Annotated in this window: 21 protein-coding genes and 1 pseudogene; 7 read left to right on the forward strand and 15 right to left on the reverse strand. The window is 60.6% G+C overall.

What is annotated here, in order from left to right; translation table 11 throughout:
* Positions 1 to 32: 32 nt before the first annotated feature.
* The 11 genes from H4V96_RS09045 to H4V96_RS09095 form a co-directional block, all read right to left on the reverse strand.
* Positions 33 to 503 (reverse strand): flagellar basal body-associated FliL family protein, encoded by a 471-nt coding sequence (locus tag H4V96_RS09045; RefSeq protein ID WP_029496351.1) that lies wholly within the window; start codon positions 501 to 503, stop codon positions 33 to 35.
* 5 nt (positions 504 to 508) lie between these two features.
* Positions 509 to 1705, reverse strand: a complete 1197-nt coding sequence (locus tag H4V96_RS09050; protein WP_196855470.1) for a flagellar hook-length control protein FliK — start codon at positions 1703 to 1705, stop codon at positions 509 to 511.
* A 2-nt stretch (positions 1706 to 1707) separates the two neighbouring features.
* Positions 1708 to 1986, reverse strand: coding sequence for a hypothetical protein (locus H4V96_RS09055; RefSeq protein ID WP_280720880.1), 279 nt, complete (start codon positions 1984 to 1986; stop codon positions 1708 to 1710).
* A 31-nt stretch (positions 1987 to 2017) separates the two neighbouring features.
* The gene (fliS, locus tag H4V96_RS09060) at positions 2018 to 2407 is read right to left on the reverse strand and encodes a flagellar export chaperone FliS (RefSeq protein ID WP_010397443.1); all 390 of its coding nucleotides are present in this window, start codon (positions 2405 to 2407) and stop codon (positions 2018 to 2020) included.
* A gap of 50 nt (positions 2408 to 2457) precedes the next feature.
* Entirely contained in the window at positions 2458 to 3870 is a 1413-nt protein-coding gene (fliD, locus tag H4V96_RS09065) for a flagellar filament capping protein FliD (protein ID WP_196855469.1), read from the reverse strand.
* 89 nt (positions 3871 to 3959) lie between these two features.
* Positions 3960 to 4397: a flagellar export protein FliJ gene (locus tag H4V96_RS09070; RefSeq protein ID WP_010397448.1), complete on the reverse strand. Its 438-nt coding sequence runs from the start codon at positions 4395 to 4397 to the stop codon at positions 3960 to 3962.
* Between the two features lie 8 nt (positions 4398 to 4405).
* On the reverse strand, positions 4406 to 5716 hold the full coding sequence (fliI, locus tag H4V96_RS09075; RefSeq protein ID WP_010397449.1) for a flagellar protein export ATPase FliI: 1311 nt from the start codon (positions 5714 to 5716) through the stop codon (positions 4406 to 4408).
* The gene (gene fliH / locus H4V96_RS09080) at positions 5713 to 6402 is read right to left on the reverse strand and encodes a flagellar assembly protein FliH (RefSeq protein ID WP_010397452.1); all 690 of its coding nucleotides are present in this window, start codon (positions 6400 to 6402) and stop codon (positions 5713 to 5715) included. Before fliH ends, fliI begins: the two co-directional genes overlap by 4 nt.
* Positions 6399 to 7439 (reverse strand): flagellar motor switch protein FliG, encoded by a 1041-nt coding sequence (locus tag H4V96_RS09085; protein WP_196855468.1) that lies wholly within the window; start codon positions 7437 to 7439, stop codon positions 6399 to 6401. The genes fliH and H4V96_RS09085 overlap by 4 nt, the downstream gene beginning before the upstream one ends.
* Complete coding sequence (gene fliF / locus H4V96_RS09090) at positions 7417 to 9141, reverse strand: flagellar basal-body MS-ring/collar protein FliF (protein ID WP_196855467.1); 1725 nt, start codon at positions 9139 to 9141, stop codon at positions 7417 to 7419. Before fliF ends, H4V96_RS09085 begins: the two co-directional genes overlap by 23 nt.
* A 59-nt stretch (positions 9142 to 9200) precedes the next feature.
* Positions 9201 to 9539, reverse strand: a complete 339-nt coding sequence (locus H4V96_RS09095; protein WP_196855466.1) for a flagellar hook-basal body complex protein FliE — start codon at positions 9537 to 9539, stop codon at positions 9201 to 9203.
* Between the two features lie 611 nt (positions 9540 to 10150).
* On the opposite strand from H4V96_RS09095, the gene H4V96_RS09100 reads away from it, so the two are divergent.
* The 7 genes from H4V96_RS09100 to H4V96_RS09130 are packed head-to-tail and all read left to right on the forward strand — an operon-like array spanning position 10151 to position 16463.
* On the forward strand, positions 10151 to 10999 hold the full coding sequence (locus tag H4V96_RS09100; protein WP_261981138.1) for a FliM/FliN family flagellar motor switch protein: 849 nt from the start codon (positions 10151 to 10153) through the stop codon (positions 10997 to 10999).
* A gap of 1 nt (position 11000) precedes the next feature.
* Entirely contained in the window at positions 11001 to 11366 is a 366-nt protein-coding gene (locus H4V96_RS09105) for a FliM/FliN family flagellar motor switch protein (protein WP_010397459.1), read from the forward strand.
* Positions 11363 to 12133 carry a flagellar type III secretion system pore protein FliP gene (fliP, locus tag H4V96_RS09110; RefSeq protein WP_196855465.1) on the forward strand — a complete coding sequence of 257 codons (771 nt, stop codon included), beginning with the start codon at positions 11363 to 11365 and terminating at the stop codon, positions 12131 to 12133. The genes H4V96_RS09105 and fliP overlap by 4 nt, the downstream gene beginning before the upstream one ends.
* A gap of 3 nt (positions 12134 to 12136) precedes the next feature.
* Complete coding sequence (locus H4V96_RS09115) at positions 12137 to 12409, forward strand: flagellar biosynthetic protein FliQ (protein WP_010397461.1); 273 nt, start codon at positions 12137 to 12139, stop codon at positions 12407 to 12409.
* Between the two features lie 12 nt (positions 12410 to 12421).
* Positions 12422 to 13219 carry a flagellar biosynthetic protein FliR gene (locus H4V96_RS09120; protein WP_010397462.1) on the forward strand — a complete coding sequence of 266 codons (798 nt, stop codon included), beginning with the start codon at positions 12422 to 12424 and terminating at the stop codon, positions 13217 to 13219.
* A gap of 20 nt (positions 13220 to 13239) precedes the next feature.
* Positions 13240 to 14379: a flagellar type III secretion system protein FlhB gene (locus H4V96_RS09125; protein WP_196855464.1), complete on the forward strand. Its 1140-nt coding sequence runs from the start codon at positions 13240 to 13242 to the stop codon at positions 14377 to 14379.
* A complete protein-coding gene (locus H4V96_RS09130; protein ID WP_010397464.1) occupies positions 14376 to 16463 on the forward strand; it encodes a flagellar biosynthesis protein FlhA in 2088 nt (695 codons plus the stop codon). The genes H4V96_RS09125 and H4V96_RS09130 overlap by 4 nt, the downstream gene beginning before the upstream one ends.
* Before the next feature lie 39 nt (positions 16464 to 16502).
* Here H4V96_RS09130 and H4V96_RS09135 read toward each other — a convergent pair whose 3' ends face one another.
* The 4 genes and pseudogenes from H4V96_RS09135 to H4V96_RS09150 form a co-directional block, all read right to left on the reverse strand.
* Positions 16503 to 17609 carry a hypothetical protein gene (locus H4V96_RS09135; protein WP_196855463.1) on the reverse strand — a complete coding sequence of 369 codons (1107 nt, stop codon included), beginning with the start codon at positions 17607 to 17609 and terminating at the stop codon, positions 16503 to 16505.
* A gap of 24 nt (positions 17610 to 17633) precedes the next feature.
* Positions 17634 to 17831, reverse strand: coding sequence for a flagellin (locus H4V96_RS09140; RefSeq protein ID WP_196855462.1), 198 nt, complete (start codon positions 17829 to 17831; stop codon positions 17634 to 17636).
* Positions 17832 to 18014: 183 nt separating this feature from the next.
* Positions 18015 to 18890, reverse strand: coding sequence for a flagellin (locus H4V96_RS09145; RefSeq protein ID WP_010397473.1), 876 nt, complete (start codon positions 18888 to 18890; stop codon positions 18015 to 18017).
* Between the two features lie 177 nt (positions 18891 to 19067).
* Positions 19068 to 19377 (reverse strand): annotated as a pseudogene (locus H4V96_RS09150) (DegT/DnrJ/EryC1/StrS family aminotransferase); the annotation flags it as partial.
* Positions 19378 to 19394: the final 17 nt, after the last annotated feature.

Here is a 19394-nt window from a genome sequence, read left to right on the forward strand (position 1 = left end):
GGGTCTCCCACTAGGTCGGCTGGCGTGTTGGTTTATTCAATGATCAGCTTACCGACCATGACTTCGGTGTAGGGTTTTTCCATCTGTTCGCGTTCATAGCTAACATTGAAGGCTTTGTTGATCTGCTCGGCATATTGTTCCACCGTCATGGTCTGCGCCTTGTCCACGGGAAAGCTCGACAAGGTACTCACGGCGATTGAGCGCATCAGCGGCAAGTGGTCCTTGGTCAGCTTTTCTTTTTCCTCGGTGGTGGCGATCACCAGGTCGGCCGACAGGTAATGCGTTTCGTTGTCGCCTGGCCCGCGGCGCAACATCACGATGACCTTGTCGAGCGTGAGGAACTTACGCGCCTTCTTGCCGGTCGCCGGTGGTGGTGGGGCTTTCGCTTCGGCAACTTCGGCATGGCCGGCGACCGGTTTGGCAAAATACCACATGGCGCCGCCAGCGGCGCCGGCGGCCAGCACGGCCACGGTGACAAAGCCGGCGATCAGTTTCATTTTCATATTCATCAGGCGGTCTCTCGCTCTTGCATGGCGTAAGTGGTGCTGGAAGAAGTGCCGGACGGCGTGCCGTCGGACAGGGCGCGGCCCGGCTCGGCATCGTCCTGCTGGCGGCCCGGTTGACGCTGGCCGCGCGCATCGCCTTCGGCAAATGCCTGGGCGGCAGGGCTGCGCGGGGTGGCGCTGATGTTGACGGCCACATCGGTGTACTGACGCTGTGCCAAGTCGCTGCGCATGTTTTCGCCGATGCCTTGCAACTGGCGCAACACTTCCGAGTTCGACGCCGTGACGTTCACTTGCAGTGCGCCGGCGCTGTGGCGGATGGAAATTTCAATCCGCCCCAACATCGGCGGATCGAGGCGGATCGTCGCGTGTTCGCTGTTGCGGCCGATCTGCGTCTGCAGGCGTTCGCCCAGCGCTTCGCGCAGCGGTTCTTGCCATTGCTGAGCAGGGCCGTTGAGTTTGATGCTATCGCCGGCCGTGGCTGGCGTGGCCGTATTGCTCACCACGCCCGTCAAGCCCAGGTTGGGCGCGGGTGGTGGCGTGGCTTGGCCACGTTCGCCTTCGCGCGCAGCAACGCCAGGGGCGGCCAATGCTGTTGCTGGCACGCTTTGTTGCAGCAGCGATTCGAAAGGCTGTGCCGGGGCGCTGGCTTTGGATGTTGTTGCCGGGTTGGCGGCGACCAACGGCTCGCGCATGTCGCGCCCTGCCGCTTGTGCCGTTGCCTGGGCGGTAAGCGTGATGGCCGCCGCATGCACGCTGATGTTCAGTGCCGGGTTGGCCTGCGCCGCATTCGCCTGCACTTGAGTTTGCACATGAGTTTGCACATGAGTTTGCACTTGCGACAGCGCGCCGGCGCTTGCCTGTGTTGCTGCGTCCGTCGGTGGCAGCAGCGTCACGGGCAAACCCAAGACCGGAGCGGCCATGGCTGGCAGGGCGCTATCGGCCTGGCTATCGGCATCATTGGACGGCTCAGCTATAGGTGCAGCTGCCGTATCGGCTTCGGTCGATGCTTCGCCTGTGCCATCGAGCACCTGCGCAAACAGCGCCAGGGCGGCAGGCGCGGCGTCATTTGCGGCGGCTGCCACACTGCTGCCATAGCCTGGCGTACCGGGCAAAGTGTTCGTTAGTGCCGGCGCTGGCGCCGATGCCGGTGCCGCATTGGCCCTCGGTGCCGCCGCGGCCGGTGCTGTGTTGAAGTTCATGATCATGCTTGATACCCTTCAGAGTCGTATTCGCCGAGTGCGGCGTAGGCGACCCAACCTTCCTTATTTGCCTGTAATGCACCCAAGTGTAAGCCCAGGCGTTCTTTTTCCTCAGAGCAAATTTTAACCGCTTGCGCGTGAATTTTGCGCAATTGCAACAATTCTGTTTGTTCCAGCGCAGTCCATGCGCCACGTTCGGCCATGAGCGGGATGTTTCTCGCCAGACTGTCCGAAAGTTTCTCCATCGCATCCCAGTCCGGCTGCGCGATAGCCGCGCTCAATTGCCGGCTTAACTGCTGCAGCGCGGCGCGCCTAGGCATTGTTGGCCTGGACGCCTATCCAGCCGCGCTTGATAGTCGTCATCAAGGTTGTCACTTCATCGATCAAGGTAGGGTCCAGCTTGATGCCAGCCGTGTACAGGCGCGCCACACAGTAGTCGTACAGACGCGCCAGGTTGACCACCACTTCGCCGCCATTGTCGAAATCGAGTGAGCTCGACAAACCGTTGATGATCTGTGTGCACTTGTCCAGGCTGATTGCCTTCTGTTCGTAGCGCTTGCCCACGATGTGCCCGCGCGCGCGCGCCAGTTCTTCCAGCAAGCCGTCCGTCAGCACCAGCACCAGCTCGACCGGTGTAGCGCGGGCGGTCTGGGCATCGAGGTTGACGGCGTGGTAGTTGCCGTAAGCTTCATTGTTCAACATTATTATCTTCTCGCTATGTTAACGGTGGCGGCGCGGCAGGCACGTTCGCCTTAGGATTTATTGTTACTAAACATGGCATCGAACATGTTCGAATTCCGGGTCATTTGTTCCTGCAATACTTGCAGGCGCGAAAATTGATCAAGGAAACGCTTGTATGCCGTGTCATATTGGGCGGTGATGCGTTCACCGCTCTTGGTCAGGCTTTTCTGCAGCTTGTCCGTGGCTGCCTGACGCTGGACGATCTGGCCTTTGGTGACATTGCTCCACTGGTTGAGCATCTTGTCGAGGCCGCCGAGCACGCCGGTAGGGGCCGACAGGCTGTTGTTGCCGAACAGTTTGTCCAGGCCGGCAGGATTGTCGGCCAGCTTGGCCGTCAGCTTGGCCGTATTCAGGCTGATGCTGCCGTCGCGCTGGGCGGTAATGCCATACGCTACCAGCGACACGCCATCGACGTTCAGGCGCAAGGCATCACCCATGCTCGAGCGCAGGGCGTTCAGGCCGGAATCGTGGGCAAAGATGCCAGCGGCGATGTTTTTCTCCGGGTTGCCGGGACTCGCCAAGCCATCGATCACGTTTTTCAGCTTGTTGTAGGCGTCGACGAAGGCTTGCACATTAGCAATCGTGCCGGCGCTGTCACTGCCGACGGTCACGGTAAGTGGGCTCTCGCCTGTCGTCATGGCCTTGCTGAACGTCATTTTCACGTCCGGCACGTTGGTGAAGGTATTCGATGCCTGCTCGATTTTGGTGCCAGTGCCCTGGGCGCCCAGCCAGACGACAGCATCCTTGGGCGCGACGAGGGTTTTTACGTCGCTTTGCAGCGCTGTCTGCAGCGCCGGATTGGTCACGCTCGCGGTGGTGATCGAGACGGCATTGGCGATACCGGTGAGATTGGATGTCAGCACCAGTTGCGCCTGGTTGCCGACATTGATGACCGATGCGGTGACGCGTGCATTATTCTTGCTGTCGCCATTGATGGCGGCAGCGATTTCCTGCGGCGTCAGGAAGGCGTCGCCATCCTTGTTGGCGGCCGTCAAGTCGATATTGAATGCGTTGTCGGTGGTGACAGCAGCTAACGGGTCGCCGATGCGCAGGGTCATGCTGCCGCCGCTGGCCGGTATCGTGCTGCTCAAGCCGCCATACGAGGTCTGGCTGGCAGAGGCCAGTTGCTCGACAAAGAAGGCGTAGCTGCCCGGCGCCGCCTTGATGCCGGCCGTAGCTGAGCCATACGCGGTGTTGCTGAAAGTCGCAGCCTGCTTCAGCACGGATTTGTTGCCTGTCATGACCGACATGGCGCTCTGGAAGGTCGAGATGGCCGACTTCAGGTTGCCCAGCGCCGTACTGGTGTAGTTGGCCTGCGTAGTCTGAGCGGCCAGCGTCGATTTTTGCGCCGCCACTGATTTGGCAGCCAGTTTTTCCGCTGTGCCGATTGGATCGTATTGCGGTGAGGTAATTACGCTTGCCATGCCAGACTCCTGAATAAGGGGATATACCGGTACAAGGCGACCCCCATTCCCGTTTCGTGAAGTTTTCCTGAAAGAAACTTACACAAACTTCATTTTACCTGCCCTCGGAACCAGAACTGCGTCGCCAGTTCGTCTTGCCGCTTGCCATCGACTCGTTGTTGCTCATTTGCAACATGTTTTTGTTTTTGTGTCAGCACCTGGTCCAGCACCTCGCGTTTGGCCCAGGCCGTATTGAGAGCGCGCTGCGAGACGGCCATGTTGGCCTCGTGCAAGTGCAGATCGGTACGGTGCTGGTCGGCCATTTGCATGACCGCCTGCTTGAAATTGCCGCAGTTGACGGACAGCGCCAGGGGCAGGGCGCCGCTGGGGCCGCTATCCGTGCACAGGCCAGTGAGCCGCTCCAGGTTTTTCTGGTAGCGCTCGCGCACGGCCGTCTGCGCCGCCATTTCGCCTTGCAGCCGTTCCACTTCCGTGCTGCGCAAGCCGACCAGGGTGGTCAGGTTGCGGATGGTATGCGCGTCGCTCACGTGTGCTCCTAGGCCATGATCTGTTCAAGTTGGGCTATGCACGGCCCCATCGGCGCAGCTTCCTTGATGCCCTGGCACAGGAAGGCTTCGATGGGTGGGTGCAGTTGCACTGCGCGGTCGGTGATCGGGTCGGCACCGGGCACGTAGGCACCGAGCGGGATCAGGTCGCGCACGCGCGCATGGCGCGCCATCGACGCTTTCAGCGCGCGTGCCGCCTGCATGTGTTCGGGGGTGATCACCTGCGTCATGCAGCGGCTGATCGAGGCGGCGATGTCGATCGCAGGGTAGTGGCCGCGCTCGGCCAGTTCGCGCGTGAGCACGATGTGACCGTCGAGAATCGCACGCGCCGTGTCGACCACCGGGTCTTGCTGGTCGTCACCCTCGGCCAGCACCGTGTAGATGGCGCTCATGCTGCCTTCCGGGTGGGCGCCATTGCCGGCACTTTCCACCAGTTGCGGCAGGTTCGAAAAGACGGACGGCGGATAGCCGCGCGTGGCCGGCGGCTCGCCCAGGGCCAGGGCCACTTCGCGCAAGGCCATCGCATAGCGCGTCAGCGAGTCGACCAGCAGAAGTACATGCTTGCCCTGGTCGCGGTAATGCGCGGCAATTGAATGGCACAGTTCGGTGGCCATGATGCGCATCAACGGTGATTCGTCTGCCGGTGCGATCACCAGCACGGCTTTTTTCAAGCCTTCGGCGCCGAGCGACTTTTCGACAAATTCGCGCACTTCGCGGCCCCGTTCGCCGATCAGGCCAACGACGACGACGTCGGCCACGGTCTGGCGCGTGATCAGGCCCAGCAGCACGCTTTTCCCCACGCCGGAACCTGCCATCAATCCCACGCGCTGTCCCTTGCCCAGGGTGAGCATGCTGTTGATCGCCCGTACGCCCACGTCCAGCGGCTCGATCACCGGTTGTTTTTTCAGGGGATTGATTTTCGGCGGCGTCACTTCCAGGATGTGTTCGCCACCGAGGCGGCCCAGGTCATCGATCGGTTCGCCCAGGCCATTGACCATGCGGCCCAGCCATGACGGGCCGATCTGCAGGCTCGCCTTGTCGGGCAAGGGCAACACTCGGGCGCCTGTGGTCAGGCCCGTCGCCTTCTTGAACGGCATCAAGTAGGACAGTTTTTCGCGGAAACCGACGACTTGTGCATCGAGCCACTCACCGCTCACAGTTTCAATTTGACAACGCTGGCCCGTGTGCAGACGGCAGCCGGCGCTTTCCAGCAGCAAGCCGGAAGCGCCGACCAGACGGCCGGTGGGTGTCGCGACCGGGATATCGCCGATCTCGAAGCTGCGCAGCGTGTCGGCGATCATGCAGGCGCGCCCTGGTCCGCGTGTTCGGCGGCCAGCGCCAGATGGCTGCTGACTTGTTCCATGCAGGCCGCGAGGCGCTGGTGGCAACCGGCGTCGACTTCATTGTCGCCGGCCTTGATGCGGCATTCGCCTGCATCGAGGCGGGCGTCGGCGATCAGGTTCCAGCGCTTGGCGCGCTTCGGATCGAGTTCGCTGATGCGTTTGAGTTCTTCCGGATTGAGGAAGACATCGATTTCTTCGCGCGTCGGCGGCATCGAGGCCAGGGTCTCGTCGACCAGGGCCAGCAATTGCACCGGTTGCAGCGCCAGTTCGGCGCGGATCACCTGGCGCGCCACCTTGGCCACCAGGTCGACTACTTCCTTGCGCTGCGCTTCGCGGTAATCGGCGCGCACTTTTTTCAGGTCGCGCAAGATAGCGTCGACGGGGCGCGCCAGGCGATCCAGCGCCACCAGGGTTTCATTGCGGCCTTCTTCGCGACCCTGCACCATGCCATCGCTGCGCCCGGAGTCGTAGCCGTCTTGCTGGCCTTGTACCAGGCCCACTTCATAGCCGTCGCGCTGGCCCTGCTCGAAACCTTCCGAGACGGACGCCTGCCATTGACCATCGGTATCGTCGCTGGCGGCACGCTGGCCGGCGGCGATGAATTGTGACAGGGGCGGGAAACGATATGAGCGAAAGTGTTTCATTCGATCACCGCTTCAGCAAACAGTTGCACTTCGATCTCGCCCGCATCGGCGAGGCCCTTGACGGTGGCCATGATCTCCTGGCGTGTTTGTTCGATACGGCTCATCGGCACTGGTCCGGAACGGCGCATCATGTCTTCGAAGCTTTGTGCCTGGCGGCGCGGCATGGTTTTCAGTATGGCGTCGCGGATCGACGGTTCTGCACCCTTCAGGGCGATGGCCCACTGCTCCATCGGCACGTCTTCCAGGATGCGCGTGAGCGTGGCATCGCTCTGCGTGGCCAGGATCAGGAAGTCGTACATGCTCAGTTCGATTTCCGAGACCACGTCCGGGTCGTGCGCGCGCAGCAGTTCGACCAGCGCGGCGCGGTTGCCCGGCATGCGGTTGAGGATCTCGGCGGCCTGGCGGATACCTTCCACGCTGGTGCTTTGCGTGTCGAGCGTGCCCAGGCAGCGGCCCACCAGTTCGTCGAGCTCGACCAGCAGGTCACGGTCGATCTCGTCTAAGCGCGCCAGGTTCAGCAACACCAGGTCGCGCCCTTCGACGGGCAGGGCGTCGAGGATCTGGCCCGCCAGCGCGGGCGGTAAAAAGGCCAGGAACACGGCTTGCATCTGCACGTGCTCGTTGACGATGTATTCGGCCAGCCATTTCGGCGAGGCCCATTGCAGGCGCGCCATTTTCGGACGGATGGCGTCGCCATAAATGTTGTTCAGCACACTGTTGGCGATATCGCTGCCCAGCGCCATGTCCAGCGAGCGCTTCAGGTAGCTGCGCGAAGCGCCGTGCACGCCGCTTTGCTGACGATAGTCGTCGAAGAAGGTTTGCATGGCCGTTTTCACGGATTCGACCTTGATGCCACTCATGCGCGACATCACTTGCGTCACTTCCAGCAATTCTTCGCGCGACAGGCAGCGCAGCACGTTCGCTGCCTGCTCCTCGCCTATGCTCAGCAGCACGATGGCAGCTTGTTCCACGGGATTCAAGCCGACGTTTTCGTCCTCAGCATCATCGAGGGGATTATTGTTGTTGAGTTCGGCCATTTTTCTGCATCCATTGTTTGACGACTTCGGCGACACGCTCGGGCTCTTTTTCAGCCAGCACTTTCAGGTGGTCGACCATCACGTCAACCGCCGAGCCTGGGGGGGGCAAGTTATAGTTTTCCAGCAGTGGCACGACCGGCATGTTGCCGCCACCAGCGGCGCCTTCGAGCGCCAGCGGGTTGCCATTGGCGCCCAGGGCTGGCGTGCCTGCAGCGGCTGCGCCATTCGCGCCGGCGCTGCTGCTGCCGGCCAGTGCCATGGCCGGGTCGAGCTGTTTCAGTGTCGGCGGCGTCAGGCGCGTGGTCAGCAAACGCATCAGCGGGCGCAGGATCAGGAAGTAAGCGAGTACGGCGCCCAGCGCATACAGCAGCCAGCTGCTGAAGTCGACGACGGTGTCGCGCTCTTCCCACCACTGCGCCACGGGCGGCTTGGCGGGGAAGGCCAGCGCCGTCAGGCTGAGGCTATCGCCGCGCTGGGCGTTGATACCCAGGCCGCTGTTGAGCATTTTTTCAATATTGCCCAGTTCGGCAGGGGTCCAGCCCGTTTTTGGATTCGGTGCGGCCGCGCTGTTGAGGACAACTGCGACGCTGAGTTTTTCCAGGCGGCCACGGCTGCGCTTGATCTGCGTGATGCTGCGGTCATACGCGTACTGGCGCGTGGTGGCGTTCTTGCGGGCCGTACCATCGTCCGACGGCTTCGGTGCGCCATCGGCCGGCGCGGCGCCGCCCGTTGGTGCCGGTACGGCAGCCGCTGGCGGACGGTTCGACAGGCTGCCGGGAATGCCAGCCACGGTGCGGTTGCGTTCCTGCTCTTCACGCATCGCTTCGCTGGTGACTTTCGGGGCTTCGCCGTATTTTTCCAGCGTTTCGTCGACACGGTCGTTGTTCACTGAAGCCGTTACGCTGAGCTTGAAGTTGTCTTCGCCGATAACGGGGCCGAGCAACCCTGAGACGTTGCGGCGGATTTCATCCTGGAACCGTTTCGCACCTTCATTGCCGGCGGCCGAGGCGTCGAAGCCATCCGTCAGGTCGACGTGCGAGGACAGCAGGTTGCCGCCCTGGTCGACCAGGCTCACGCGCGTGGGCGCCAGGCTGGCAACGCTGCCGGCGACCATGTTGATGATGGCGGCGATCTGTTCCGGCGCCAGGGTGCGTCCCGGCTTTAGTGCCAGCACCACGGAAGCCGATGATTTGTCACCATCGCTGGCGACGAACGAGGTTGACTTGGCAATCGACAGATGCACGCGCGCCGAGGCGATCGCGTCCATCGTCATGATGCTTTGCGCCAATTCGCCCTCCAGGCCGCGGCGGAAGCGCACGTCCTGCACGAATTGCGATACGCCCAGCGGATCATTTTTGTCCATCAGTTCCAGGCCCGCCGGCAGTTGCGCCGTCACGCCCTTCGCAGCGAGCAACATGCGCACCTTGCCCAGCATGGCATCGGGCACCAGCACTTGGCCACTGTCCGGATGCACGCGGTAGGGGATGTGCTCGGCGTCCAGCGTCGCCATCATGTCCGTCACGGCCACTTTTTCGCGCGCGCCAAACACCGGCTTGTAGTTGGCCTGGTCGCGCCAGGCATACAGGGTGACCATGGCGGTGATGCCGATGGCCAGCACGACGATGGGAAGCAGGTTTTTCAGCAAGGCGGGCGGGATGGCAGGCTGGGCACCAAGGCGCCAGCGCGCAAATGCGGACTTCATGGGGGTAATCACTTGGGTAACTTTCGCTGGGAGGCTGGGCGTGGATCAGGACGTAAAGATTACAGAGGCAGTTTGATGAGTTCGTCGACCGCGCCCATGACCTTGTTGCGCACTTGCATCAACATGGAAAAGGACAGGCTTGCTTCCTGGCTGGCCAGCATGGCGCCGACCATGTCGTCGCTCTTGCCACTGTCGACGTCGCTCATTTTCTGTGCGGCCATGCGGTCGTCGCCATTGACCTTGCCGATGGCGTCTTTCATGCTTTGCGCAAATGAAAAGCCCGCTTCTTGCTGTGTGCCGAACTGCGCGGCCGGTGCGATACTGGCGCCCAGTGCGTGCGCGTCATTGATCAGTGCTGCCAGATCGGCCTTGATCAGACCTGCGAGTTGCTTGCTCATGTTGCCCTCTACTTTCAATATGCGGTGACGTATCAATCAGAATTACTGGTATTGCCAATCCGGCAGAGGCGCATGTGAATGCCTTCCTGTCCGCCGCGATGCGCAAGGCCCATCAGTCTTATCAGTTGCAACACCATCCGCTCAAGCAGATTTAAACAGCAGATTCAAACAGCAGATTCAAACAGCAGATTCAAGCAAATTCAGCAAACCCACGCCGAGTGAGTTGCATGGCCATGACAACTATTGGTTATCTGATAAAAGTTTCTGCTGGTCGCAAATAGCGTATGAAGACTGCCATAAAAAACCGGAATCAGGTAAGCGCAATGGCGCTCTGAAAATTTATATATTGTCGCTCCCAGCTTACCTCGGGGCAACTATAAAGTAAAGAGAGGATTGGTTTAAAAATATTGATATATGGCAATATTTGGCTTTTTCATGTATTGTTCAGCACTATAGTCATCTAGCATGCGATATAGTGCGCAAACGTTTGCTTGCGGACTTGCCGGCAAGGCCAAGATGATGCTGGTTTTAATTTCGGGCGATCCGTATAATTTGTCCTGCTACCGCAATACGACATGACCTTCATGATAACCACTAAGACAGATCAAACTGTGCGCCATCAAGTCCTCGATTCCTGTCTGCTCGGACGTCCTGTCCATTTGCTGCACGTATTCGGCGCCCAGCTGCGCGACGACCTGGCCGTGGTCCTGCGCCAGCCGACGAGCCGTCGCTACTGGGGTAATTTCCAGATCGACGGCGTGACCTTGTCGCGCGTGGAAGACGAAGACGGCGTCAATCGCTGGCTGAGTTTTTCCACGCCGGCCCGTCAGGCGGGCTTTACGCTGGAACGCCAAATACTGCTGAGCGTGCTTAATTACCGCTACAGTAGCGCCAGCGCCAAGGGCGTGCTGCCCGATCCTGCGCAAGTGCGCGTGACGGCAACGGAAGAGCGCCTTGCTGTGGTGCTGGGACAACAGTTGATAAACAGTTTGTTCGCGCGCGTTCACAAAAACCTGCAAACGCTGGGTAAAGATAGTGACATCGACACCACTGCCGAGGTCGCCGTGCAGTCGGGCGTGCACCCTTCGCGCGGCAGCTGGATCGCCACCGTTGCGCTCAGCGACCCCGCAGCCGGGCAGAGTGGCCACTTCTGGTTCTCGCTGGACAAGCATCTGATGGCCGATGTGCTGCGCGGCCTGCTGCCCGAGCGCGCGCAGGCCAAGAAAGCCTTGCGTGGCAGCGTGCGTCCGCTCGCCTCGCGCCTGCAAGTGACCCTGGAAGGTCGGCTGGTCAGCAAGCAGGTGCAGTTGGGTGCCTTGTTCGACCTGCGCGTGGGCGATGTGATTCCCGTCAGCCTGAGTCGTACCGACGTCATGCTCGACGATTCCCGTTTATTTACAGCGGCTGTTTCCGAACACAAGGGCAAGCTCTGTTTAACCTCATTTGAAGATGTCGAATAATATGAATATGACCGATACCAACCAGAGCGAAACCTTGCTGGAAGACCTGGGCGATGACATGATCATCGACCAGGGCGACATGTCCGACGTGGCCAGCCCCCGCGCGCGGCGCGACATTCCGCAGATGATGCGCAAGATTCCCGTCACCCTGACCCTGGAAGTAGGCTCGGCCCGCATTTCGCTGGAAGAATTGATGGCCATCGGCCCGGACAGCGTGATTGAACTTGACATGCTGGCTGGCGAACCGCTGGTGATCAAGGTCAACGGCACGCCGATTGGCCGTGCCGAAGTGGTGGTTGCTGGCGAGAACTATGGCCTGAAAGTCATCGACCTCGACGGCCTCAATCTCGACCTGATGACAGCATGAAGCTGGCGCTACCCGGTTTGAGTCCGCGCCACCGCGCGTTCGCTGCCGCGCTGGCCGTTCCGCTTCTGATGCTGTGCTGTAGCGCCGCCGTGGCGCAGGATTTGCTGTCTGGCGTGGTGCCGGGCGCAAAGACCGACTTGTCGGTGAAGATGCAGATTCTCGTCGTCATGACCTTGCTCGGGCTGCTGCCCGTGATGGTCATGATGATGACCAGCTTTACCCGCTTCGTCATCGTGCTGTCCCTGCTGCGCCAAGCGCTGGGTCTGCAGCAGGGTTTGCCCAATCGCATCGTTACGGGCATCGCCCTGATTCTCACCTTGCTGGTGATGCGCCCGATCGGCGACCAAGTGTGGAAGGACGCGTTCGTGCCGTATGACCGCGATCAGATCGGCATGCAGGAAGCGCTGAAGATCGCCGAAGTGCCTATTTCGCGCTTCATGCTGGCGCAGACGAGCAAGGCCGCGCTGGCGCAGATCGCCCACCTGGCAGGCGAGCCTTCAAGCACGCGCCCGCAAGATCACAGTTTCACGGTCAAATTGGCGGCGTTTGTGTTATCCGAACTGAAGACGGCGTTCCAGATTGGCTGCATGCTGTTCATACCGTTCCTCATCATCGACCTGGTGGTGGCGTCGGTGCTCATGGCGATGGGCATGATGATGCTCTCGCCACTGGTCATTTCGCTGCCGTTCAAGTTGCTGCTGTTCGTACTGGTCGACGGCTGGACCCTGACCGTCAATACTTTAGTTACCAGCATACAGGGCTATTGACCAATGTTTACGCCTGAAGTCGCCGTCGACCTGATCATCGAAGCGCTGCATATCGTCATGCTGCTGGCGGTCGTCCTGGTGGTGCCAGGGTTGCTGATGGGCCTTCTGGTCGCGCTGGTGCAGGCGGCCACGTCGATCAATGAGCAAACCATGAGCTTCCTGCCGCGCCTGCTGGTCACCTTGCTGGCGCTGATCCTGGCCGGACGCTGGATGGCTGCTTACCTGATGGATTATTGTGTATCCATTTTTCAGCGCGCGGCCACCCTGGTCGGATAGCCTGGCGCGCCCATGGATCAGATTTTCAATCAGGTGCTGCCTTTTTTGCTGGCCGTGTGGTGGCCGTTTTGCCGCATCCTGGCCATGCTCAGCGCCTCGCCCGTGATCGGCGACGCCATGGTGCCGGCGCCTGTACGTGTGCTGCTGTCGCTGGTGCTGGCGATTCTGATGTTGCCTGTGATGCAGGCGTCGGGCATCTCGCAGGACTTGCTGAAAATCGATCCGTTTTCCCTGTACGCCGTCGTCGCCACCCTGGAGCAGGCGATTGTCGGCTTTGTGCTGGGCCTGGCCTTCCATTTTTCCATGTCGGTCATGTCGGTGCTCGGTTACCTGGTGTCTAGCCAGGTGGGCTTTTCCATGGCTGTCATGAACGACCCGCTTAACGGCACTTCGTCGGACGTGATTACGGGCTTACTCACCATCATGTGCATGATCGTGTTTTTTGCCATCGACGGCCATCTGGTGCTGGCGGGCGTGATCGGCGCCAGTTTCAAGGCCTGGCCCGTGGGGCAGGGCTACGGCCCGCTGCTGTTGCAGACGGTGGCCTATAACGTGGCGTGGATCTTTGCCGCCGCCATGCTGCTGGCCTTGCCCATCGTCTTTTCCACCATGGTGGTGCAACTGGGTTTTGGCTTCCTGAACCGCGTGGCGCCGTCGCTGAACTTGTTTTCGCTGGGTTTTTCCATGATTACGATATTCGGCCTGCTGATGCTGGCGCAGATTGTGCGCTTTGTCCCGGAGCACTATATCGCCATGACCAATCGCGTGCTCGATATGATCACCGAACAGATGCGGGTGGCCCATGGATAGCGTGCGGAAAGAGGTGGCCCATGGCGGATAACAGCAGCGGCGACAAGACCGAAAAGGCGTCACAGCAAAAGCTGAAGAAATCGCGCCAGGAAGGGCAGGTGGTGCGTTCGCGCGACCTGTCGACGGCGCTGGGCATCCTCATCAGCATGAAGGTCTTCATTTATCTGCTGCCCAGCTATCTGCTGAGCTTTCGCGAGCTGTTCGCCATGGCCTTTATGCCGCTCGACAGCAAGGGCGCGCTGGAAAATGCCATGTCGATGGCGTTTACCACCTCGGTGGGCTTGCTCATCAAGATGATTGTGCCGCTGTTTTGCGTACCCTTGTTCGTGGTGCTCGGTTCGCTGGTGCCGGGCGGCTGGGTCATCAGCACGAAGAACTGGATGCCGAAGATGGAACGCCTGAGCCCGGCCAAGAACCTGGGCCGCCTGTTCGCGCCCAAGCACGGTTTTGAATTCGGCTTGTCCATCGCCAAGGCCGCCGTACTGGGCATGGTGCTGGTGCATGTGAGCCGTTCCAGCCTGACGCAGTACGTGGACTTGCAGCACAGGCCACTGCAGCAAGCCATGCTCGATGGTTCCGCGCTGATGCTCGACGGCTTGATGGCGCTCATTTCCGTCTTCGTTCTGTTCGCCATCATCGACGTGCCGGCGCAGGCTTTTTTCTTTGCCCGCAACCAGCGCATGAGTAAGCAAGATGTCAAGGAAGAGCACAAGAGCAGCGAAGGGCGGCCCGAAGTGCGCCAGCGCATCCGCCAGTTGCAGCAGCAGATCGGCCGGCGCAGCGTGCGCAAGACCGTGCCCGATGCCGACGTGGTGATCGTCAATCCCGAGCATTACGCCGTTGCACTGAAGTATGACCAGGACCGCGCCGAGGCGCCGTTTGTCGTTGCCAAGGGCGTTGACGAGATGGCGCTGTATATCCGCCAAGTGGCGAAGGAACATCATGTCGAGACGCTGGAGTTGCCGCCGCTGGCGCGCGCCATCTACAACACCAGCCAGGTGCAGCAACAGATTCCCGTACAGCTATATCAGGCCGTGTCGCAGGTGCTCAATTACATACTGCAGCTGAAAGCATTCCGTACTGGGCAGCGTGCCGCCCAGCCCCCATTTCCCACCGAGGTGGTCGTGCCATCTCATTTGAGCGAGGTAGTACCTTCATGAATTTCCTGAACCGCGTGGTTGCCGAAATGCGCCGCCACAAGTTCGCCACGCCGCTGTTCTTGCTGGTGATCCTGGCGATGATCATCCTGCCGCTGCCGCCGGTGCTGCTCGATATCTTGTTCACTTTCAATATCGTACTGGCTCTGATCGTCATCCTGGTCAGCGTGTCGGCCAAGCGGCCGCTCGATTTCTCCGTCTTCCCGACGGTGATCCTGGCCACCACCATGCTCAGGCTGACCTTGAACGTGGCGTCCACGCGCGTGGTGTTGCTGCACGGCCATACGGGGGCGGACGCGGCCGGTAAGGTGATCGAGGCCTTCGGTAACGTGGTGATCGGTGGTAACTTCGTCGTCGGTATCGTGGTCTTCGTGATCTTGATGATTATCAACTTTGCCGTCGTCACCAAGGGTGCCGAGCGCATCTCGGAAGTGTCCGCGCGCTTTACCCTCGATGCCTTGCCAGGCAAGCAGATGGCCATCGACGCCGACCTGAACGCCGGCTTGATCAATCAGGAAAAAGCCCAGATCCGCCGCAAGGACGTCGCCGCTGAAGCCGATTTCTACGGTGCCATGGACGGCGCGTCGAAGTTCGTACGCGGCGATGCGGTCGCCAGTATTTTGATTTTGATCATCAATATGGTGGGCGGCGTGGCCATCGGTTCGCTGATGCACGATCTGTCGTTTGGCGATGCTTTCCGTCAATATGCGCTGCTGACCATCGGTGATGGCCTGGTAGCCCAGATTCCGGCGCTGTTGCTGTCGGCTGCGGCTGCCATCCTGGTGACCCGCATCAGCGATTCGGGCGACTTCGAACAGCAGGTGGCGGGCCAGGTACTGACTTCGCCAACGGTGATCTACAGCGCGTCGGGCATGATGGTGGCGCTGGCCTTGATCCCGGGTATGCCATGGTTCATGTTCATGACCTTTGCCGGTGTGCTGGCCTTCGTGGCCTGGCGCCTGACCAAGCGCGTGAAGGCGCCCGATGTGGCCGGTTTGGCGGCCATCGAGGCGGCCTTGCGCGATGACAGGCCCGCCGAACTGGAGTGGCAGCAATTGCCCGCCGTGCAACCGCTGATGGTGATGCTCGGTTATAAATTGGTGGGCATGGTGGATAAAACCCAGGGTGAGCCGTTGAACAAGCGCGTCAAGGGCGTGCGCCAGAGCCTGTCCGAAGCGATGGGTTTGCTGCTGCCCAATATCGGCGTGCGCGATGACCTGGCCCTGAAGCCGTCGCAGTATGCGATCGTGCTGTCGGGCACCGTGGTGGCGCAGGCGGAAGTGCAGGCCGACCGCCTGATGGCGATCCCGTCGCCGAATGTGTATGGCCAGCTCGATGGCATTCCCGGCATCGAGCCGGCCTACGGCATGCCAGTTACCTGGATTGAACCGGGTGAAAAGGCGCATGCGCTGGGCCTCGGTTACCAGGTCATCGAGGCGCCCAGCGTGATCGCCACGCACTTGTCGAAAATGCTGCGCGAATACTTGCCAGAACTGTTCCGCCACGAAGACGTTTCTAACATGATGGAGCGGCTGACGGCCATGTCGCCCAAGCTGGCCGGCGCGCTCGACAAGGCCCTTACGCACACGCAAATGCTGCGCGTGTTTCGCGTCTTGCTGGCAGAGAACGTGTCACTCAAGGATATCGTGCCGATTGCCACCACCTTGCTCGACAGTTCGGAAACCACCAAGGACCCGATCTTGCTGGCGGCCGAAGTGCGCTGCGCGCTGCGGCGCCAGATCGTCAGCGCCCTGTTTGGCCAGAAGATGGAAATGCAGGCGTTTAACCTCGGTGGCGAGCTGGAAAATATGCTGCTCGGTTCGCTGAACCAGGCGCGCCAGTCGGGCAAGGTGACGCTGGATAATTACCCGATCGACCCGCATCTGCTGTCGCAATTGCAGGTCAATATGCCGGTGGCGCGCGAGCAGATGAAACAGCAAGGCACGCCGCCGCTGCTGCTGGTGCTGCCGCAGATCCGTCCGCTGCTGGCCCGCTATGCGCGCCTGTTCGCGCCTGGCCTGCACGTGTTGTCGTATAACGAAATCCCGGAAAACCGCGAAGTGAGCATCATCGGTACGGTGGGATAAAAAGAAAAACGGCGCATGCGCCGTTTTTTTATGCAGCCATCAATTGTGCTCGTCGATGGGCGGCAGCAGCGCATGCTCGCTGCCATCGGCTAGCAGCAGCACGTTGCTGGCTTGCGTCAGGTCTTCCTCGTCGCCATAGTCATAACCGAGCGGCGCTGCCACTTCTTTCGAGGCGACGATGGTTTCCTCTTGCTCTTGCTCCTCGGCCGCTGAGGGGGAGGGCGCATCGGGATTGGCCGCCGCTTCCGCCGGTGGCAGCGTCAACAGCAGCGCGACCTCGGCCATGGCGCGAAACAGGGCCAGTGACAGCGAGGCGGCGCCCGCTTGCATCGGGTAATTGCCATGCACGCGTTGCGCGTGCAGCTGGCGGTTCAGGCGGCAGCGCAGCACGCGCAGACCCGCACGCCGCACGGCGTCGGCGATCTCGGGCAAGGCCAGGCGCAAATGGCGCAAGGCGCTGTCTTCATCGGCCGCCAGTTCCAGCAGTACACCATCGCCGGCCGCTTCCATCTGGATGACCACCCGGCCTATGCCCACAATCAGCAGTTCGACGCGCAGCGCCACCTTGCCGCGCCGCTTCAGGGGCGCATCTTCGTCCTCGTCGCTGGCCAGCACGCGCAGCAGCAGGCGTTGGCCGCCCCAGCCATACACGGCAAAGCGCCATGCTTCGCTATCGACCATCAGTGGTGGACGGGCGCCTTCGCGCAGCAGGGCCGGCTGCTGTTCGGCCATGAACAGATTGCCCGGCACGTGCTGGCCACGCGCCTGTTCTTGCAGGGCCGCATATTGCTCGCCGTACGTTTTGACCATCACGCGCCACGAGGCGGCCAGCTGCGCCGCGTCGGGCGCCTGCCACACCAGCTGGCGCGTGAAGAACAGCTGATTGACCTGCATGGCGCTGCTGTCGCGCGGCATGGCGCCGCCGGCGCCATCGGCGTTCGGCTTGATGAGCGACGCCAGGCTGTCCTGGCCTTTTTGCGCCAATTGCGCCGGCAGGGTGCCGGCATCGGGCGCAGGCGCCATGTAGGGGCCGATAGGCACCAATGGCTGCACCACACCCGGTAGCATCGGCGTAGCGGGGCTGACGTCAAAGCGCTGGGTAATCAGGGGTATCGGGTTGCCCGATGAAATGCGCTCTATTGCCATGCCATTGCTTCCTGCTGATACATATTAATCAGATCCGCCATCGCGCCCTGCCAGTAAATATTGCATTAAGGAAATAATCAGCTTGCTCTTGCTTTGCTGGAGCATTGCCGTGCTCGCTTGCAGCAACATGTGCACCGATCGCATGTTGCTGCCTTCGGCAGTGCAATCGAGCTCCATGATGCGCCCGACGGCGGCCTTGGTATCGGTATGCATGCTCAGCACGCGGCGGCTCCAGTAGGCGATTGGCTGTCGTGATCTACCTGCTATTGGCGACTATGCCGGCAAGATCGTTAAACGTGATGGCAATTTAGTTAACTACGCCGCGAATATATGCTGGCGCGGGCAAAAAAAAAGCCAGACCGGAGTCTGGCTTCGATAGACGAGCCGCAAGCGGCCAAGTCAATATTATTGCAGCAGCGACATGACCATCGAGGACATGCTGTTGCTTTGTTTCAGCATTGCGGTACCAGCTTGCAGCAGCATTTGCGACGACGTCATGTTCGAGCTTTCGGTAGCGAAGTCGGTATCCATGATGCGGCCGGTAGCAGCTTTGGTGTTGGTGGCGATGTTCGCCAAGTTGGTGTTGACGTGGTCCAGACGGTTAGCCGTCGCGCCCAGCGACGAACGTACGGTGCTGACGCTGTCGATGGCGGTGGCCAGCAGGCCGATGTTGGTGTTGGCGTTAGCGGTCAGTTCCGTTGCACTTGCCGACGCTGCGCTGGAGAAGTTCGCGCTAATGGTGCCCAGGGCGGTATTGAGCGCGGACAGGTTGGTCGATACGTCGAACGTCATTTTTTCGCTCGAGCTGGCGCCGATCTGGAACGTCATCGAGGTCGACAGCGTGCCGTCAGCTGCAGCGCTACCTTTGCCCAGCAGCTTGGTGCCGCCGAACGTGGTGTTGGTCATGACGTTGTACAGTTCCTGGCCCAGTGCGTTGTACTCGGCTTGCATGGCGGTCTTGTCGGCGGATGTCGACGAGGCATCGGCTGCCTGGGTAGCCAAGTCTTTCATGCGCACCAGCATGTTGTTTACTTCGCCAAACGCGCCTTCGGCCGTTTGCAGCATCGAGGTGCTGTTTTGCGTGTTGTTCATGGCCACGGCCATGCCGCTGGTTTGTGCTTTCAGGCGGGTTGCGATTTGCAGGCCGGCAGCGTCGTCCATGGCCGAATTGATGCGGAAGCCGGTGGACAGGCGCGTCATCGAAGTCGACAGTTTGGCTTGAGTGTTCGTGATCGAATTTTGTGCCGACAGGGAGGCAGCGTTGGTGTGAAGGCTCAGCATGGTGTCATTCCTAATTTAGTGGTTACGGTGAGGAGCGACGTTTATCTGCTCCTGCTAGTACAAGACGACCGTTCCGCTACCTTAATTAAATGCTTTACGGAAATTTCTGAAAATAAATGGTATTTTTTGCCTTACTGGCCAGTGCAATCGATCTTGCTGCCTGCTAGTGGCCCCTTTCTTGGCCGGGTCGAGCTTCAGGCTGTGCCGATCGACCGCAACGAAGACGGCCTGATGCTGTTGCACAGCAGGGAGTGTGCGGTGGCGACAAACGAATGCGGCGTGGTGACCACTTCGCCGTTGATGCGCAGCGCCTGCTGCTGTGTCATCAGCGCCACCGTGCCATTGGTAAAAAGGCGGCTAAATTTTACTTCAAGGTCGTCGCATAATGCCCGTTCGAGTTGTTGATGGAACGGGCCGCCATGCGTCACGATCTTGTCTTCCCGGATGGTTAGCAAATAGCCTGGAAAGTGCTGCAAGTGCGCAGCAGTGGCTGCGTGACATACG

The sequence above is a fragment of the Janthinobacterium sp. CG_23.4 genome, from assembly GCF_029892305.1.
In the GTDB taxonomy this organism is placed as follows: Bacteria; Pseudomonadota; Gammaproteobacteria; order Burkholderiales; family Burkholderiaceae_D; genus Janthinobacterium; species Janthinobacterium lividum_D.

What these genes read in the sequence shown, in the direction of transcription:
- H4V96_RS09145 (WP_010397473.1), bottom strand. Translation starts at nt 18,890, where the DNA reads ATGCTGAGCCTTCACACCAACGCTGCCTCCCTGTCGGCACAAAATTCG.
- H4V96_RS09135 (WP_196855463.1), bottom strand. Translation starts at nt 17,609, where the DNA reads ATGGCAATAGAGCGCATTTCATCGGGCAACCCGATACCCCTGATTACC.
- fliI (WP_010397449.1), bottom strand. Translation starts at nt 5,716, where the DNA reads ATGATCGCCGACACGCTGCGCAGCTTCGAGATCGGCGATATCCCGGTC.
- H4V96_RS09085 (WP_196855468.1), bottom strand. Translation starts at nt 7,439, where the DNA reads ATGGCCGAACTCAACAACAATAATCCCCTCGATGATGCTGAGGACGAA.
- H4V96_RS09045 (WP_029496351.1), bottom strand. Translation starts at nt 503, where the DNA reads ATGAAAATGAAACTGATCGCCGGCTTTGTCACCGTGGCCGTGCTGGCC.
- fliP (WP_196855465.1), top strand. Translation starts at nt 11,363, where the DNA reads ATGAAGCTGGCGCTACCCGGTTTGAGTCCGCGCCACCGCGCGTTCGCT.
- fliS (WP_010397443.1), bottom strand. Translation starts at nt 2,407, where the DNA reads ATGTTGAACAATGAAGCTTACGGCAACTACCACGCCGTCAACCTCGAT.
- H4V96_RS09050 (WP_196855470.1), bottom strand. Translation starts at nt 1,705, where the DNA reads ATGAACTTCAACACAGCACCGGCCGCGGCGGCACCGAGGGCCAATGCG.
- H4V96_RS09120 (WP_010397462.1), top strand. Translation starts at nt 12,422, where the DNA reads ATGGATCAGATTTTCAATCAGGTGCTGCCTTTTTTGCTGGCCGTGTGG.
- H4V96_RS09125 (WP_196855464.1), top strand. Translation starts at nt 13,240, where the DNA reads ATGGCGGATAACAGCAGCGGCGACAAGACCGAAAAGGCGTCACAGCAA.
- H4V96_RS09105 (WP_010397459.1), top strand. Translation starts at nt 11,001, where the DNA reads ATGAATATGACCGATACCAACCAGAGCGAAACCTTGCTGGAAGACCTG.
- fliH (WP_010397452.1), bottom strand. Translation starts at nt 6,402, where the DNA reads ATGAAACACTTTCGCTCATATCGTTTCCCGCCCCTGTCACAATTCATC.
- H4V96_RS09095 (WP_196855466.1), bottom strand. Translation starts at nt 9,539, where the DNA reads ATGAGCAAGCAACTCGCAGGTCTGATCAAGGCCGATCTGGCAGCACTG.
- H4V96_RS09130 (WP_010397464.1), top strand. Translation starts at nt 14,376, where the DNA reads ATGAATTTCCTGAACCGCGTGGTTGCCGAAATGCGCCGCCACAAGTTC.
- fliF (WP_196855467.1), bottom strand. Translation starts at nt 9,141, where the DNA reads ATGAAGTCCGCATTTGCGCGCTGGCGCCTTGGTGCCCAGCCTGCCATC.
- H4V96_RS09115 (WP_010397461.1), top strand. Translation starts at nt 12,137, where the DNA reads ATGTTTACGCCTGAAGTCGCCGTCGACCTGATCATCGAAGCGCTGCAT.
- fliD (WP_196855469.1), bottom strand. Translation starts at nt 3,870, where the DNA reads ATGGCAAGCGTAATTACCTCACCGCAATACGATCCAATCGGCACAGCG.